The organism is Kitasatospora sp. NPDC091276, assembly GCF_040684355.1.
Taxonomy (GTDB): Bacteria; Actinomycetota; Actinomycetes; order Streptomycetales; family Streptomycetaceae; genus Kitasatospora.
The window spans coordinates 1-14861 of the sequence record NZ_JBFBFU010000021.1; the positions used below are offsets into that span (position 1 = coordinate 1).

A 14861-nucleotide genomic window follows, 5' to 3' on the forward strand; every position below is an offset into this window, starting at 1 on the left:
GGCCGCCGAGCTCACCGCCGGGGCGACCACCGCCCTGCCGCTGACCGACCCGTCCGACTCCAGCAGCGGCGCCGAACTCACCTCTGTCGGAGGTGCCCCCGCAGAAGTGCGAGGAACACGGGCCCGCCTTTTGTCGGGGTGCTGCGCGCCGCCATTGATCCCAAGATTCGCCGTCGGCGTCTTGAGGAACCGCGACACAAAACCAGCGGTCGCGGTGGTGCGCGGCTCCGATATCTGACGCTCGAATGCAACTCCATCGAGCGTCATACCCGATCTCGGCCAAGCCTGCGACGACTTCCGGGAGCCCACGGCGAAGAATCGCGGAAACGTTTTCCAGGAAGACGATTCGGGGTCGTAGAACGCGAATCGCTTCAAGAACGGTGTACCAGAGTCCCGACCGCTCATCCTCCAGCCCCTTTCTCAGTCCGGCATTGCTGATGCCCTGGCACGGAAAACCGGACGTGATAATGTCCACCTCGCCCACCAGCGAGGCCCAGTCAATTTGCTTAATATCGCCGAGGTTCGGGGCGTCCGGGTAGCGCTCGGCCAGGACCGCGCAGGCGCCCGGGTCAATATCGGCGACGTATCGCACCTGGTCAGACGTGATGTGCTCGGCCACGACGCCGAGGGCGCCAACTCCGGCGCACAGTTCCAGAATGGGCAAGGAAATACCCCTCTCCGGGCGCGGAAAGGGGCCCCGCGGCTTGATTTCCACGGGGCCCCCGACCGGCTTTTCCGGCTAGAACTTCGGGTCCGCAATCGCCTCGTGCCACGCCTTGATGACGCGAATCACGGGCTTGCGGTAGCTCACGTCACGGCCCTTCTTGGTGGTGTATTCCACCAGCTCAAGCTCAAGGGAGCACAGGGCCTCGCCCTGAATCTTGGTAAGGGCGTTATCGACCTCGTGCAGAACCTCGGCGAGCTTCCAAGAACCGGTCTGGAGCTTGAAAACGCCAAGGTCGTAATCCTCGGCCAGGCGGAAGGAAACAGAAATGGACGGAGCGGGACCGCGCTTGCTCTTAGCGGCGGCCTTCCGGTCCTCCATCAGGGCCGGGCAGTGGCACGGCCGGCCCCGGTCCTCATCCGGCGAAAGGAACTCCACACCATCGCAGTGGTGAATCAGGCTCGGGCCGTTCCAGAGCTTGAGATCGGACGAAACGGCGTCCGGGCCGGAAAGAACCACCTTGACCTTATCGGTGGTGGTCTCCACGTCGATAAAGTTTTCGTTGGTCGAATCGGTCTCGACCGCCACGCCGCCCATGAGCTGAGCGATAGCGGCAGCCACCTCCGGATCACCGGTGGAGACGCGCCACGCGGGCAGCGCCACGGGAATACCGTTCTCCTGCTTGCCGCCGGAGAATCGGCCCACGGTGTCGTCAGAGAAAGTCGCCTTCGGGCGGGCGTCCGGGTCGGTCTCGAAAATGCGAAGCGCCATGAAATCTCCCTGATTTTGGGCATGAAAAAGGGGCACGGCCGGCTGGCCTGCCCCTGGTGAATCGTTTCTTCTACGGCGTTACTACGCGCGGCGCTGCGTGCCGGTGATGATCCGGCGGGCGCCCTCGGCGATAGCGCGGCCGATCACGGACTTAGAAGTCTCGCGGTCCCAGTCAAAAACCTTGCGCAGGGTCAAGAACACGTCGAACACGTCCCGGCTGATATCGACGGGCTTGAATGCCCAGCCTTCCGGCGTGATGTGCAGAACGGCAGCGCCAGCGAATTCGGGCATGGGCTCGGCGGTGCCGTCCGGAGCAATGATCTTGTCCGCATGGGCGTAAGCGGCCATCTGGAGAGCCACGTCCGGATACGTGGACTTGGACGTCTTCCAGTCCACAATCAGGGTGTGCCACTCGCCGTTTACGTGGTCGGGCTTGCCGTCCTCGCCGAGGCGGACGCGGATAATCGCGTCGAAAGAACCGGCGTACTGATGGGAATCCGACCAGGCGATATCCTCGGCGCGCACCAGCTCGGGGCGCACAGCGTCAAGAAACTCCGCGAACCCGGCCCGGTAAGGCTCTAGGTCGGGGTGCACGCGGCCGATGATCTCGCCTCGGATCATGCGCTCGAAAAGGTCGTGCGCCTCGGAGCCGATACGGGCCCGCAGCTTGGTGTACCGGGAATGCGCGTTGCGCAGGTAATCGACTGCGCCCGCCTCGTCCCGCTCGGCGATGGACGCCACGGCGGGAAGGTTGGCGACCGCCGTTTCTGCGGTCATCCGGGCCGCCCACCAGACAAGGAACGGCTTGGGCAGCATGGCGACCACGGAAGTCACGCCCGGGTACTTGATCGCGGTTACCGGGTCCACGTACCACCGTGAGCCCCCGCGCTGAATCGTCCGGATCGTTCCGGCCATAGTCCCCCCTCGGGATTGATGGGCGAGGGTGGTGCGGTTGTGGTCCTCTCCTATTTTTTAGATACACAAGAAAAAAGTAGAAGAAAGGGAGAAAGGCCACCCGTTCACAACCGCACCACCGGTTCGCCCGCTGTCAGCGGCGCACGGCTAGCGTGTCCGCGAGTGCGTAAAGGTCTTGCAGCGTCCCCGAGTTGGGGAGCGTCACGTCTACCGGGGCGTGGTCTAGCTCGGTCTCCGAGACGTGGTGCTCGGCGTCCCCGCCGGCTCCGGCCCCGGGCCGCTCGACACGGACCACCAGGGCGCCCCGACTCCGAAGCGCGGCAAGCTCGTTGGCGTACCGCACGTCCGAGACCACCACGGGCAGGTTCCACCGGTCGGCGGTCTCGAGCTTGGCCAGGGCGAGCCGTAGCCAGTGGTCCGCGTCGCCCTGGCGGACGCCCTCGCCGAGCCGCTGCAAGGTCCTGCGGACCTCGGGATACTCCGCCTTGCACCGCTCCCAGCCATACCGGCTGATCACCTCGGACAGCCGGATAGGCAGGGTGGCCATGCCGAGCGGCTGCGCGCCCACGATGGGGTCAAGGTCGAGCGCGGCCACCCGCAGCGCGTCAGCGAACGCAACCCGGGTGAACGCGAAGCGCTCCACCAGCCGGCCCGCGATGCTGTCCTTGCCGGACCTGGCCCGACCGAGCAGGGCCACGTGTCGGTAGGTCATCAGACCTCGAACGGGCCGACGTGCGCCGGGGCCTGGTCGCGGTCGTCGTCCTGGTGCTGGTCGTAGTGGTCGTTCGCCTCACGGGCCACGACGATTCCGGCCGCAGCGGTCTTGGCGTCCTCCCAGCGCTGGACCGCCTCACCGGTACCGAGCAGGGCAGCCGCGAGTGCGAGCACCAGGGCGACAGGCAGCCCCGGGACGTAGTAGGCCACCAGGGCGACAGTCGCGGAGACGACTGCGTACAGGCGGGCCGGGTGGGCGTAGACGAATCGCACGTGATCTTCCTCTGTGACAGTGTGTGAGATTCCGCGCAGCTGCACGGAACCGGGACAGACCGCCCCAACTGCCCGTCATTCCGGCACAGTTAGGTGACGGCCAGTGATGATCAGGCGAACAGGCGAGCCCACGTCTGCGGGCCGACCACGCCGTCAGAGCCGATCCCCTGGTCAGCCTGGAATCGGCGCACAGCGCGGTCGGTCGCCGCGCCGAAATCGCCGTCGGCACCCCACGGCGCGAGCAGCGAGCCATAGCCGTGCCGGATGAGTGCGCCCTGAATCGCGCGGGTGGTCGAGCCCTTGGCGCCTCGCGCGGTCAGGTAGCCCGGGTACGGCGTGCTGGTCGAGCCACCGCCGCTACCACCCCCAGGGGACGGCATTCCAGCCTGAACCCAGGCGTACAGGCGCGAGCCGGGGCAATCAGTGGCGTAACCGTCCTTGTGCCCCCGCTTGGCCAGGCTCCGGCCGGTGCGGGCACACGCCTCGTCGTACAGAGCACGGGCCGCCCGCAGGGCCGCATCGGTCGGGGCCTGGTCGCCGCCGATGGCGATCTGTACGCCGAACCCGCTGCGGTTGTGCCCCGGGCAGTGGGCGCCCTGTAGGTCCCAGCCTCGGCCCTCGTAGATCTCGCCGGCCTGCGAGACCACGAAGTGATAGCCGATGCCCGACCAGCCGTTGCCCAGGTGCTCGGCCTCGATCGCCCGAGGGATCGCGGTGCCGGTGCGGGTGATCGGGGTCGCGCCGTCATAGTGAACGAAGAACTCGGTTCGCTCGCCCATGGGGACCGTGCTGGTACCCGATGCCCACGGCTTCGCGCCCCACTGTGCGCGGGAGATGATGTTGACGCTCAAGATGCCTCCTGGCATGCAAAAGCCCCGCCGGGTACGCCCGGACGGGGCTCGGATTCGGTATTCGGTTTTCTGGTGCGCTACTTCGTGAGCGCTTGCACCAGGCTGATCACGGCCGCGAGAACGCCTGTCACGGCGCCGATGGGCAGCGCGTAACGCCACGCCTCCAGCGCCCGCAGGCGGGACTCATGGTCGGCGAGTTCTTCCCGCACGCCCTCGGCCTGCTGGCCCATGGCGCGCACGTCCTCGCGCAGCCCAACCACCTGGTCGTAGACCTCTCGGGCCCCGATGTGGATCGTGCCGAGCTGGTCAGGCGGGGTCGGCGGGCCCGGTGAGTGGGACGGATGCATTCGGGTCGGTTCCCTCGGTGCGGATCGTTACGGCCGCAGCGAGCGGGCGATAGTCAACGGTCCTGCGCAGTAAGGCGGTTACGGCCGCCTCGGCCACGCGTTGCACCTCCTCGCCCGCCCTGCGGATGGTCTCGGCTGTCGGCGGCCCCGGGTCCTGGCCCGTGGCGTACGTGACGATGGCCCGTACGTCCTCGGGCGGGAGCGTGATCGACAGCGTGTATGCCTGCGCGTCTGCGGGCAGGGTCGTTCTCCTTCCTGGTCAGTAGCCGGCCGGGGCGGACACGGCGGACCAGGCCCCGGCGGTGGTCGCCCCCGGGGCGGTGCTGGTGGACACGCCCGAGGCCAGGCCGAGCCACACGGACAGGGCCGGAGTGCCGACGCTCTGTCTGGCTTGCAGCAGCACGCGGCGCCACGTCCCGGCCCGGGTGTGCGGCGGGTCAAGGGTGTGCAGCCATTCGCAGCGAATCCACTGATTCGCCCCGACCCCGAGGGCGGTCACGCCGCTGGTGAAACGGCCGGAATCCACGTCGTAAAGGCGGAACTCCACGAACCCGGAGCCAGACACCGTGGCCCGGAAATCCAACCGGATAACGGGCTGATTCAGCCCCCCGATTCCGATCTGAGCAACCGCCCGGAAAGCCGAGCCACCGCCCCACCCCTCGTACGGGGACGCGGGCAACGGCTCGTCCCGGGCCCCCGTCCTCGGGTTCCTCTCCAGCGCGTCAAGGCGCCTCCGCAGGGCCGTGAACTCGCTTGCCAGGCTAGGGACTTGCAGCGCTCCCGACACTGGCGTACACCTCCCCGGGCACCAGGGACAGCGTGCATTCCTCGCCGCCGTCCGTGAGCTTCACCGACTGCCCGGTGATCTTGTACGTGCCATCGAGCACCAGGCGCCCGCCGGCTCGGGCCCGCACCCGGGCCTGTTGTCCCGGGAGCACGTCCCCCGGCCCCGGGAAGGCGGACGGGTAGAGCCGAACAGCCGGAATGGTGACCGGAGTTGAGCCCTCGGACACCATCTGTTGCGCGTACGCGGTGAGCGTGTCCGCCCGGATCACGTCCTGGCGGGACTGGACAGCCGACAGGCGGGGAATCCGGCGGCCGGGGTCGGTCTCGGCGGGCAGGTTGTACCACCAGGCAGCGAGCTGGTTTTCCGCCTCTCCGCCGCCGGTCGCAACCGCTTCCGTGACCATGTTCGTCCCGTCCACCGAGGCGGACGGAATATCGCAGTTCGCCCCGTGCTCCAACACCAGGTCACTCGGATTCCCCGAGGGCGGGCCGAACTTGAATGCATTCACGATCCGCCCCCCGAACCACCAGTGATCAATCCGGAAGTCGAAACCGTCGCGGACCCCGGACAGATCCTCGACCACCTGTCCCACCATCTTCCGCTCATAGGCCCGATAGGTGCGGTCCCGGAGTATTCCGGTTGCCGCCGAGCCGTCGAACGTGAGCGCTTTCGGGCCGGTGTTCCAGGCGTATTGCCCGGTGCCGTCCGCGAAATCCTGCAACAGGCTTTGCGCTATGGCGCCTTGGTCGCGCTGCACGAATACAGCGTCATAGGTGATCTGCCGACGCCGGTAGTACTCCCACAGGCCGAGGCAGCGCAATTCGGCTTCCTCGTTCTCAAGGTCGAGCGAGAACGCGACCAGGGGCCCGCTCCACACGATTTGCTGCCCGCGCTGGATATAGACCAGCACGCGCCACGGCTTGAGCGCCGACCAGTCGAAAAGGGAAAGCGGGACCTTGACCGAGGCGGAGCCGGGTTCACTGATACCCCGCGAGAACGCGAGATCGGTCACAGCCAGTTCGCCCCAGATATCGCCGGACATGAACTCGGCGTAGATCACGCGATAGTCAGGCACCGGGCATCACTCCAGCGGAATGATGGTCATCTGGGAATAGCTCTGCCATTCGTCGAAGTAAGCCCAGCCGCCTTGCGCGTACAAGGAATGCCAGACCTTGAGAGGCTTGTTCTTCGGAATGAGGACCTGCGCCGATCCCCAGTGTGGGGTAAGGCCGGACACCTGCCTCTCGTACTTTCGCAGCGATTCCCAGTAGAACGCCGTATCCGACCACGTGTGAATGGAATGCCAGCCCTCGCGGTTGTCCGCGCCGACCACCCGGATTTGGTAATTCAGGATTCCTACGCGGTCGTACGTGGCGGCCGGCCCGTCGTACCGCAGCACCAGGCCCGCCCCGTTCGCGTCGGGGGAGTCCACGCCCCACCAGCCGCTAGAGCCCCGGCCGGTCTGCCCGGTCATAAAGGCCCGGTTGACCAGTGGCTTTGCATCGGTGGTGCCCTTGACGTAAATCCGGTCCTCGTCGCTGCTGTAGATCAGTCCGCCTCGGGACTGACTACCGGCGACCGCCGCGACGCTCTGTCCCGCAGCCGTGCGGACCGGCGCTAGAACGGTCGGATCACCCTGCCCCGTGGTCGAGTACCGAAGATCCTCGATATCGGCCGCTGTGAGGCTTGTAGCGCCCTTCCGGACGCGCACCTTGGCGAGCACCAGATAGCTGTCATAGGGCACGCTCGGGGCCGCCGCACCGTCCGTTCCGCGCACCACGTCCACGCACCAGCCGGCCGCCATGTTCCCGGGCGCGTAATTCGCTAGGGGAACCTCGGCGTACGCGGTTACGTCGTTGTCGTCGGAAACGCGCGCAATTACCAGGTCATAGCGGTCCGCGGTGGCCGAAGCGGTGGCGAGATTGAATTGAACGCCAGGGCTCGGAAGATCGACATAGAAAGCATGCCGAGAATCCCGGATGCCCGCCTTCGTGAGGGGCACCCAGGCCCGTCCGCCATTCACAGCGACGCGCGCAGAGCTGCCCGCAATAGCGCTGACCTTAAACGCGTCACCGGCCGATCCCGGGATCACACCGATATTGAACCCCCGGATGTCCGACAGGACCGCCCGGAAGTCGCCCGAGTCGTATTCCCCCTTGTGCAGGTAGATCGGTGCGCGGATACCTCCCGCCATGAGTCACCCCCTAAATCCACGCGGAACGCCAACGCACGTCAGCACCCCGCGACTTATCGCCCAGTAGGTCATCAAATTCGAGCCGCAGCACGCCCGGCCGAAATGGGAACCAAACGGAATCCGGCGTCAGAGCGCCGTACCGGCTCGCCCCGTTGAGAAGCACCGACCGAGAGCGCGTGTCGATGGTCAGAACCTCGGCCGTGGGCACCGTGAGCTGAACGGTCAGCTTCTCGCCCGTTACCCGGTTGGAAATCGTCGGGTTCACCACGGGGCCCGTAATCGAGTAAACGGGCCACGTAGGCGTATTACCGTCCACCGCGATATCAGCGGGCGGAGAGATGAACACCGCGCCCGCTCGCATGAACCCCCAGGGGAACCGCATCGGAAACACCGGGACGCTTCCGCGCGGGCTCACCGGCAGCACCCGGGCCGTGGACTCCTGGTCGGCGTAGAGCAGCGGATCGGCCGCCCACAGCTCCACGTCCACCCGGGCCGCCCCTGCCGCGTACACCGCGCCGAGCGGAGCCGAGCGCTTGCGCACCCGGGCCACCAGCCGGCCCCGGCCCCCCGCCACGCCGGGCACCGCGAACCGGAGCACCTTGTCCCCGGCCCCGGGCTGGAACGCCCGCAGAACGTCCGCCAGGGCGCTCGTGTCGTCCAGCACGGTGAACCCGAGCTGCACCACGCGGGCCCCGAGGTAGTCCGTCCCGGCCGAGGCCCCATGCCGCTGCAACAGCGTCCGGTCCGAGCTGCGGACCTCGGGGGAGTCGAGCAGCCCCGAGGGTTCGTGCAGCACCACGGAGCCGGGGCCGCCCAGCAGGACGCCCCCGTACTCCATCGTGTACGGCTGCCCGTCGTAGACAGCCAACTAGCCCACCCCCGTTCGTAGTTGCCAAGCAAGCTCGCGGCCGATCTCCCAAGCCGACGCCCCTGTACGGGCGTTGACCGTGATGGACGGAGCCGATCCGCCCGCAGCAGGACCCGCCGGAGCGAGCACCGGAGCGGGCACCCGCACCGCCGGAACGGCCACCAGGGCGCGGAGTCGCGCGGTCAACTCGGGCTCGGCCTGGTCGATACCGGCCGTGATGCCGGGAGGAATCCAGCGGCCCACCTGCGCCGCGAGAACACGCGACGGAGAATGAATTCCGAGGGCGTCAGCAATAGGCCCAGGAATGGCCGACTTGGCCCAGCCAACTAGCTTGTCCTTAAGCCAGCCGCCCATGCCGGAAATTCCGTCCCAGATGCCGCGCGCCAAGTCCTTTCCCTTTTCGACCAGCAGTGAGCCGAAGTCGCCTAGGGATTCCTTGATCTTGCCCGGCAGCGACTTGCACCAGTCGATGAACTCGCCGAATTTCGCTGTGGCTGACGACGCGAAGTCGCCGACCGACCGGGCCGCATCGCGGACAGTCGTGGCCACACTGCCAAGCCAGCCAATGAAATTCCCAAGCCAGCCGATGGCAGTTCCCAGCGCCGAGAACAGCCCGGAGAACACCGGACCGGCCCAGCGAATCAGGATCGGAATTACGGTGCCTAGGATGTTGGCCGCGAGCTGCCCCAGCCAGGCCAGCAGCGAGGACACAACCGAGATCACCGGCTGTGCCTTATCCACCAGTTCGCGCAACTTGCCGCCGATCAGCTCGACAGCCGGCGCGACCCGATCCCGCATGAAATCCGAGCAAGCCGAGAAGATCGGCGTTAGATTCTCGGCCACCGCCGAATAGACCCGCATCGCTGCGGGCCAGACGGTTTCCAGCAGAATCCGGCCGAGAGACGAGAGAATCGGAACGACCGCCGAGGCAACCGCCGAATAGACGGTCATCATCGCGGGCAGCAGCTCGCCCGCCACCACCTGCCCGAGGCCCTGAAAGGCCGGAAGCAGGGTCGATTGAGCGACCGAGACAATGCCCTGAATTCCGGGCATCAGGTTGTCCCGCAGGGTCGAGCCGAGCCCGACCACGGTCTGACCGAAAGCGCCCACCGAGGCGGGCCCCGGACCGCTGAAAAGGTTGAAGAAGCCCGAGGCGAGTTGCCGCCCGTAATCCAGTGCAGGGCCGAACACGGCGGACACCACGGCGCCCCCGCGCTCCAGCGCCGGAATCACATTGTCACCAATAAGGTTGGTGATCCCGACTTCTATCGAGCGCTTGAATTGCTCGACCTTGGCGCCTGCGTTGTCGTGCAGGGCCGTGCCCATTTTGTCGGCCGCCCCGGCGGTGTCCCCGAGTGCCTTTACGGCGGTACTCGGGTCCATGGCCAAAAGGGCCTGTCCGAGGTCTTCGGCTTTGGTGCCGAAAAGCCCTACGGCGGCTTGTGACCGTTCGGCAGGGTCCTTGATGGACTTAATGCCGTCGAGAACCTGTTGCAGCCCTTCGCGGGCAGCAGGACCGCCCGCAGCGATCTTTTTCGTCATCTTCTCCGCATTGAGGCCGATGGCCTCATACGCGGCTTTACTGGTGGCGCTTCCGTCAGTCGCCCGGATCTGAAATTCCTTGAGCGCGTCCGCCATGGTGTCGGTATCGCGCGCACCCGCCGCCATACCCTGAGACATGAGCCCCATGGCATCGGCGGCAGAAAGTCCCAGGTCCCGGAACTTCGTGCTGTATTCGTTAAATGTGTCCGCCATGTCATCGGCGCGCGGACCCATCTTTTGCATTCCGGCGGTCAGAATGTCGAGCGCTTCTGTCCCGTCCTTGGCCAGGCCGGATTTCAACATCTGACCGACAGCATTACTGGTCTGGCCCAAGTCCAATTCGAAAGTCTTGGACAGGTCGGTGACCTTGCCGGTTATGGATTCAATCTGCGCGTTGGTGGCGTCCGGCGGAAGGATGCCCGACCGCATCACACCGGAAATCGCCTGCGCGGCTTCCTCGACAGAATCCGTTACCCCGCCCGCGTAAAGCTGTCCGGCGGCTTTCCCGTACCGGGCGGCTTCCTGCGGGGTCGTGCCTAGCTGGGCTTGGATCTTCCCGTTGATCGCACCCTGTTCGAGAGCGTCAGAGAATCCCTTGACCAGCACCGCCGCAGCGGCCACGCCAACGGCCAGGAGAGTGCCCTTTAGGAATCCACCCATCTTGCCGGTGAAGCCCTCGCCGGCTGCCTCTCCGCCGCTCTCTCCGGCCTGCTTAGACGGGCCTGTGACGTGCCCCTGGAGCTGCTGCGCGAACCCCTGGACCTCGGGGACGATCGAGACATAGCCCACCCCGACTTCAACCGCCATCAGGAATCACCCCCGATGGCCGGCTGAAACCTGGCCAGGTATTCGGCGACCTCGGCCGTACTTCGCTTCGTCCCGCCGATCCGCCCCGCTCTGACCCCGGGACGCGGAATCGGCTGAGGGCGCGCTGACGGGCTTTTCGCCCCCGCGTTCCCCCTCTGCCAATTCGCCTCGGAAAGGCGGTCGTGGAGTGCCGCGAGTAGCTGCGTCTCCAGCGTCCACGCGGCATCCGGGCCCGCTATCTCGCGGGCCAGGGAGGAATCCGCCGGAAGGTGCGCCACCAGGGCCCGCAGACGCCGCCACGTCAGCCCGGAACCGGGCCGGAACACGTCGCGTACATCGGTGCTGTAATAGCGCTGGATATCGGCTTCTATGGCCTCGCCGTACTCGGTCAGGAGACGGCCGAGGCCCGCAATTCCCCCAGCGTCGCCCCCTCGTGCTGCTGCCACTGGCGGAACAGCTCGCCGAGGGCGGCCAGCGGCGCCGGGATCGCGTCGAAATCCTCCCACTGGTCACCGAGACCGGCCCGCAGGAGAACCCCAATATCCCGGGCAGACGGGTTCTCGACATTCACGGTCGAGAGCACCGACTTATCCAGCTCGCCAGCGGACGGCATCGAGAACTCGCGGCCCGCCAGGGTAAAGCGGAAAGGCTCTGTGCGAGCCTCCGAGACCCATACGTCAAGATCAAAAGCATTCGTCATCTTCGGTACCTCTTACGGCGTAGGGTGAACGTTTCTGCGCGGGATTAGGAAGCGGGCAGATTGCCCCACGCCGGGTCATCGCTGTACTTGATCGCCACCGTGCCATCCGGGCCCGGATAGGCGGTCACGGTCATCTCGTACGAAAGGGCCTCGTCGCCCTTGTACGTGATATCGCCCGTCTCGGTCACCTCGCCATCCGGAACCACAATCCGGATATGAGAGTTGCCGTCGATCACGTCGAAACCAAACATCCGGCGATCCGGGCCCGGGGACTTGATCGCAAGCACGGACTTGCCGGAAGTCGTGACCACCTTCGCGCCCTTGTGGTACAGCTCAAGCACGGTCTTACTGGTCTCGATAGCCGTAAACTTGAACGTCATTTCGCTGCCGGAAATGACCTTGCGAACGGTCTGCCCGCCCTGCCACCCCTTGATTTCGCTGGTGTCGGCAGAATTCGACTCGGTAATACCGTCGTCGCTGATCCAGCCGATATCATTTGCGGCAGCCGGCCAAGCGGTAGTCGAGTCGGTCGGCGCGGTCGTGCCCTTCGGAGCGACGTACGCGGCACCGGTGATTGCGACACGGACCGCATTAGCATTCAGAGACAAAAGGCCCCCCTTTATAGAAGGGCCCCGCGGTCTCTATTTCCCCGCATTTGGGAATGAAGCCGCGGGGCCTTATTCATTACGTTTTAGAGAGCGCGTCCGCGCATGTGGATTTCCACCGCGAACGCATATCGCGGGGCGCTGGTCTGGTCGTCGGGGAGCCACATCGGGCCGCCGACTTCCGACACCCCGTAGACGGTCACGCCGTCGCGCACCCCGGGGATTTGGTCGAGCAGGGCACGGGAGAGCGCCGCGAGATCGTGCGCGGCGGATTCGGTCTCGGCCCATGCGTGGATATCCAGCCGGGGCCGGTCGCTTACCGGGGTCTGCCGGACACCGCCGATCCGCTGCACCCGGACGAACTCGGGCGGGCGCGGATTCGGCACCCGGGACACGACCGGGACGGGGCGCCCGGATGCCTTGAGAGCGGCCCGCAGAAAGCCTGTGACGACCGCTACGGCGTCCGGCATCACGATGGCCGGTCTACTCGCCATGGGCGCCATCCATGCCCCGCAGCAGGTCCCGGCGGGAACCCGGCAAGCCGCCCGAGTTCGGCCAGTCGTAATTGCCGATCACGGCCGCTCGCCAACGCCGTTTCCCCAACGCGGAATCGGTCTTGAACAGCCCATCATTCGATCCGGCGGACTCGGCGATTGCCTGCGCGATGCGGCGGACCTCGACCCCGGTCTCTGGGGTTTTCATCAGCGAGTTGATGCCGGACTTGTTCGGTCGGAACGGCTTCACCCGTCCACCCCCTTCAACCGGGCCTCGGTGTGGTGGTGCCGTCCGCCCACCTCGTACCGGGCGGGCTCGCCGTCCACCTCCAGCAGCCGGCCCAGCGCAACGACCCGATCGCCGGGCACCAGGTCGATATCCGTCCCGGGGCGGGTCACCAGGCGCCACCCGGTGACGACGGCCTGGCGGTCGCCCTCGGCCTCGGTGGACACGTCCGGCTGCACGGCCACCCGGCGGACCGTGGTCCTGGTGGCGGCCGACCAGTCGCGGGCGGTCCCCTCGTTGCCGTAGCGGTCCACCACGGCCGGGGCCCGGACGACCACCGCCGTCTGTGCGTACAGCATCGTCACCAGGGCCACCCCCCGCCGAGGGGCAGCACCGCAGCACGGCGCCGGTACCGGGCGAGAGCGTCCCGCTCGACCGGGGCCAGAGACGCCCCGATGGTCTCGGCCGCGTAGGTCACCGACACCGAGCCGGCCGACTCTTGCCGCAGGTCCCGAGGGTTGGTGAGCACCCGACCGGCGAGCGTGAGCACCAGGGCCCGCACGTCCGGCGGAACCTCGGCGTACCCGTGGGTGTACGTGACGTACGCGGGCCCGAACCCGAGCTGCCGGAAGTGCAGTTCGTCCCGCCACAGCCGGTAGTCCTCGGCGGGCAGCACCATGCCGCCCCGGCGGACCAACTGCACCGCAATGACGGGGCGCTGGGGTAGCAGAGCCACCGAGCCCCGGGGCACAACGGCAACCGTGGTCGTGCCCCTGGTGAACCGCTGGCCGGCCTCGGCCCGCACGACCGCCGAGGCGGTGTCGAGCACCAGGGCGGCCGACTCCGGCAGCTCCTCGGGGGCCCGTTGCAGCCACCCGGCAAGGTCGGCGACCGTGGCCAGCGGGGGCAGTGTCGTACTCAACTCCGCCTCCTACTTGATCAGTTGGGCGCCGCACCCGATGCACCGCGTCACGGTCCGCTCGGCCCCGTCCTGGTCGAGCACCGGAAAGCGCTCGAACCGGTCGGGGGCGTCGCAGGAATCCGCGTGCGGAAGTCGGGGAACCGGCGCCGCAGCGCGCTTACGCGGCGGCATTCCGTCCCCTTTCCTTACTTGGCGAGAACGCCGTTAAGGCGGGCCGCAGCCTTGCCGCCGAAAACCGCCACACCGCAGTAGAACTCAATACGGGTGCGGTAGCTCGGCTTGCTCTCCAGCTCGCCCAGGTCATAAGCCTGGACACCGCCGTTGGTGAGACCGGTAACCGCGCGGTCGCCCTCGCCCTGGCCGAACTTGACCGCGTAGACGGAACTCGCGTCGCTGGCGGTTCCCTGCGTCTCGTTCTGCGGGAGGATATCCACGCCCGCCGCAGTCTGGCCGGGGTCGAGCACGGAAATGCCGTTGTAGGTCACGACCCGCTTACCGGTCAGATCCTCGCGCACGATCTCGACACCGCCGATTCGGCGGGCAGCGCTGCGGATCTTGGCGATTACGGCCCGGTTGGCGTACAGCGCGCCGTTCGACGCGGTGAGGCCCGGGACGGACGCCACCAGGGAATCCAGCAGGTCAAAGAAGGCGTGCGGGTCGGTCGAGCCGTTGCCCAGGATCGGCGCGCCGTTGGTACCAGCGGACAGGACCTGACCCCCGGTCAGCCGCTTGCGCAGGCCGTCAAAGGACTTCGGATCGGTCGCAACGTCACCGTTGAAAAAGGTTTCGGCGAACTTGTAGGACGCCGCCTTGACCTTCATCCGGGTCTGAATGGCGCGCTGGTCATTCAGGTTCCCGCGCGTCTTGACAATGAACTTGTCCACGTCCGCGTCACCACCGAGGATGACCAGGGATTCCGACTTCTGGTTGACCGTGCCGGTGCTCTCCGAGTAGGCGCCGCCGACCGCCCGGAACTCGACGCCGGGAAGCGCGGATTCCTCGTTGTAGGCGTAGGCGTTGCCCTCGATGGTGAGCATCGGGATTCGGTCGAGAATGCTCGACTCCTGCACGAAAGTCTCAATGACTCCGCGCTGGAGATCGGTAGTGCTGAGCTTCGCAGCCTCGGCGAGAGTGAGTGCCATCTAGGAATTCCCCCTGATTTGGGCATGAAAAAAGGGCCG

The 14861-nt window shown here is 66.8% G+C and carries 19 protein-coding genes; all 19 read right to left on the minus strand.

Annotated elements, in window-relative coordinates; all coding sequences use genetic code 11:
• The coding region (gene dcm / locus AB0O19_RS25050) for a DNA (cytosine-5-)-methyltransferase (RefSeq protein WP_363622509.1) at nt 1-664 on the minus strand (664 nt) is incomplete at its 3' end.
• 75 nt (nt 665-739) lie between these two features.
• Nucleotides 740-1435, minus strand: coding sequence for a hypothetical protein (locus AB0O19_RS25055; protein ID WP_363622511.1), 696 nt, complete (start codon nt 1433-1435; stop codon nt 740-742).
• An 81-nt stretch (nt 1436-1516) separates the two neighbouring features.
• Nucleotides 1517-2350 carry a hypothetical protein gene (locus AB0O19_RS25060; RefSeq protein WP_363622513.1) on the minus strand — a complete coding sequence of 278 codons (834 nt, stop codon included), beginning with the start codon at nt 2348-2350 and terminating at the stop codon, nt 1517-1519.
• 133 nt (nt 2351-2483) lie between these two features.
• Entirely contained in the window at nt 2484-3062 is a 579-nt protein-coding gene (locus AB0O19_RS25065; protein WP_363622514.1) for a hypothetical protein, read from the minus strand.
• Nucleotides 3062-3337: a hypothetical protein gene (locus tag AB0O19_RS25070; RefSeq protein ID WP_363622516.1), complete on the minus strand. Its 276-nt coding sequence runs from the start codon at nt 3335-3337 to the stop codon at nt 3062-3064. Before AB0O19_RS25070 ends, AB0O19_RS25065 begins: the two co-directional genes overlap by 1 nt.
• Nucleotides 3338-3447: 110 nt before the next feature.
• Nucleotides 3448-4188 carry a peptidoglycan-binding domain-containing protein gene (locus AB0O19_RS25075; RefSeq protein WP_363622518.1) on the minus strand — a complete coding sequence of 247 codons (741 nt, stop codon included), beginning with the start codon at nt 4186-4188 and terminating at the stop codon, nt 3448-3450.
• 77 nt (nt 4189-4265) lie between these two features.
• Nucleotides 4266-4535 (minus strand): hypothetical protein, encoded by a 270-nt coding sequence (locus AB0O19_RS25080; RefSeq protein ID WP_363622520.1) that lies wholly within the window; start codon nt 4533-4535, stop codon nt 4266-4268.
• Nucleotides 4536-4794: 259 nt separating this feature from the next.
• Nucleotides 4795-5061: a hypothetical protein gene (locus AB0O19_RS25085; RefSeq protein ID WP_363622522.1), complete on the minus strand. Its 267-nt coding sequence runs from the start codon at nt 5059-5061 to the stop codon at nt 4795-4797.
• Between the two features lie 235 nt (nt 5062-5296).
• On the minus strand, nt 5297-6397 hold the full coding sequence (locus AB0O19_RS25090) for a hypothetical protein (protein WP_363622524.1): 1101 nt from the start codon (nt 6395-6397) through the stop codon (nt 5297-5299).
• 6 nt (nt 6398-6403) lie between these two features.
• Entirely contained in the window at nt 6404-7516 is a 1113-nt protein-coding gene (locus tag AB0O19_RS25095) for a hypothetical protein (protein WP_363622526.1), read from the minus strand.
• A 10-nt stretch (nt 7517-7526) separates the two neighbouring features.
• Nucleotides 7527-8384, minus strand: a complete 858-nt coding sequence (locus AB0O19_RS25100; RefSeq protein ID WP_363622528.1) for a hypothetical protein — start codon at nt 8382-8384, stop codon at nt 7527-7529.
• On the minus strand, nt 8385-10733 hold the full coding sequence (locus tag AB0O19_RS25105) for a phage tail tape measure protein (protein WP_363622529.1): 2349 nt from the start codon (nt 10731-10733) through the stop codon (nt 8385-8387).
• A gap of 388 nt (nt 10734-11121) precedes the next feature.
• On the minus strand, nt 11122-11433 hold the full coding sequence (locus tag AB0O19_RS25110; RefSeq protein ID WP_363622531.1) for a hypothetical protein: 312 nt from the start codon (nt 11431-11433) through the stop codon (nt 11122-11124).
• Between the two features lie 44 nt (nt 11434-11477).
• Nucleotides 11478-12041: a hypothetical protein gene (locus tag AB0O19_RS25115; protein ID WP_363622533.1), complete on the minus strand. Its 564-nt coding sequence runs from the start codon at nt 12039-12041 to the stop codon at nt 11478-11480.
• 83 nt (nt 12042-12124) lie between these two features.
• Nucleotides 12125-12532 (minus strand): hypothetical protein, encoded by a 408-nt coding sequence (locus tag AB0O19_RS25120; RefSeq protein WP_363622535.1) that lies wholly within the window; start codon nt 12530-12532, stop codon nt 12125-12127.
• Nucleotides 12522-12782, minus strand: a complete 261-nt coding sequence (locus AB0O19_RS25125) for a hypothetical protein (RefSeq protein ID WP_363622537.1) — start codon at nt 12780-12782, stop codon at nt 12522-12524. Before AB0O19_RS25125 ends, AB0O19_RS25120 begins: the two co-directional genes overlap by 11 nt.
• Nucleotides 12779-13123, minus strand: a complete 345-nt coding sequence (locus AB0O19_RS25130) for a hypothetical protein (protein ID WP_363622538.1) — start codon at nt 13121-13123, stop codon at nt 12779-12781. Before AB0O19_RS25130 ends, AB0O19_RS25125 begins: the two co-directional genes overlap by 4 nt.
• Nucleotides 13120-13680: a hypothetical protein gene (locus AB0O19_RS25135; RefSeq protein WP_363622539.1), complete on the minus strand. Its 561-nt coding sequence runs from the start codon at nt 13678-13680 to the stop codon at nt 13120-13122. Before AB0O19_RS25135 ends, AB0O19_RS25130 begins: the two co-directional genes overlap by 4 nt.
• 185 nt (nt 13681-13865) lie before the next feature.
• Complete coding sequence (locus AB0O19_RS25140; protein WP_363622541.1) at nt 13866-14822, minus strand: major capsid protein; 957 nt, start codon at nt 14820-14822, stop codon at nt 13866-13868.
• Nucleotides 14823-14861 lie beyond the last annotated feature (39 nt).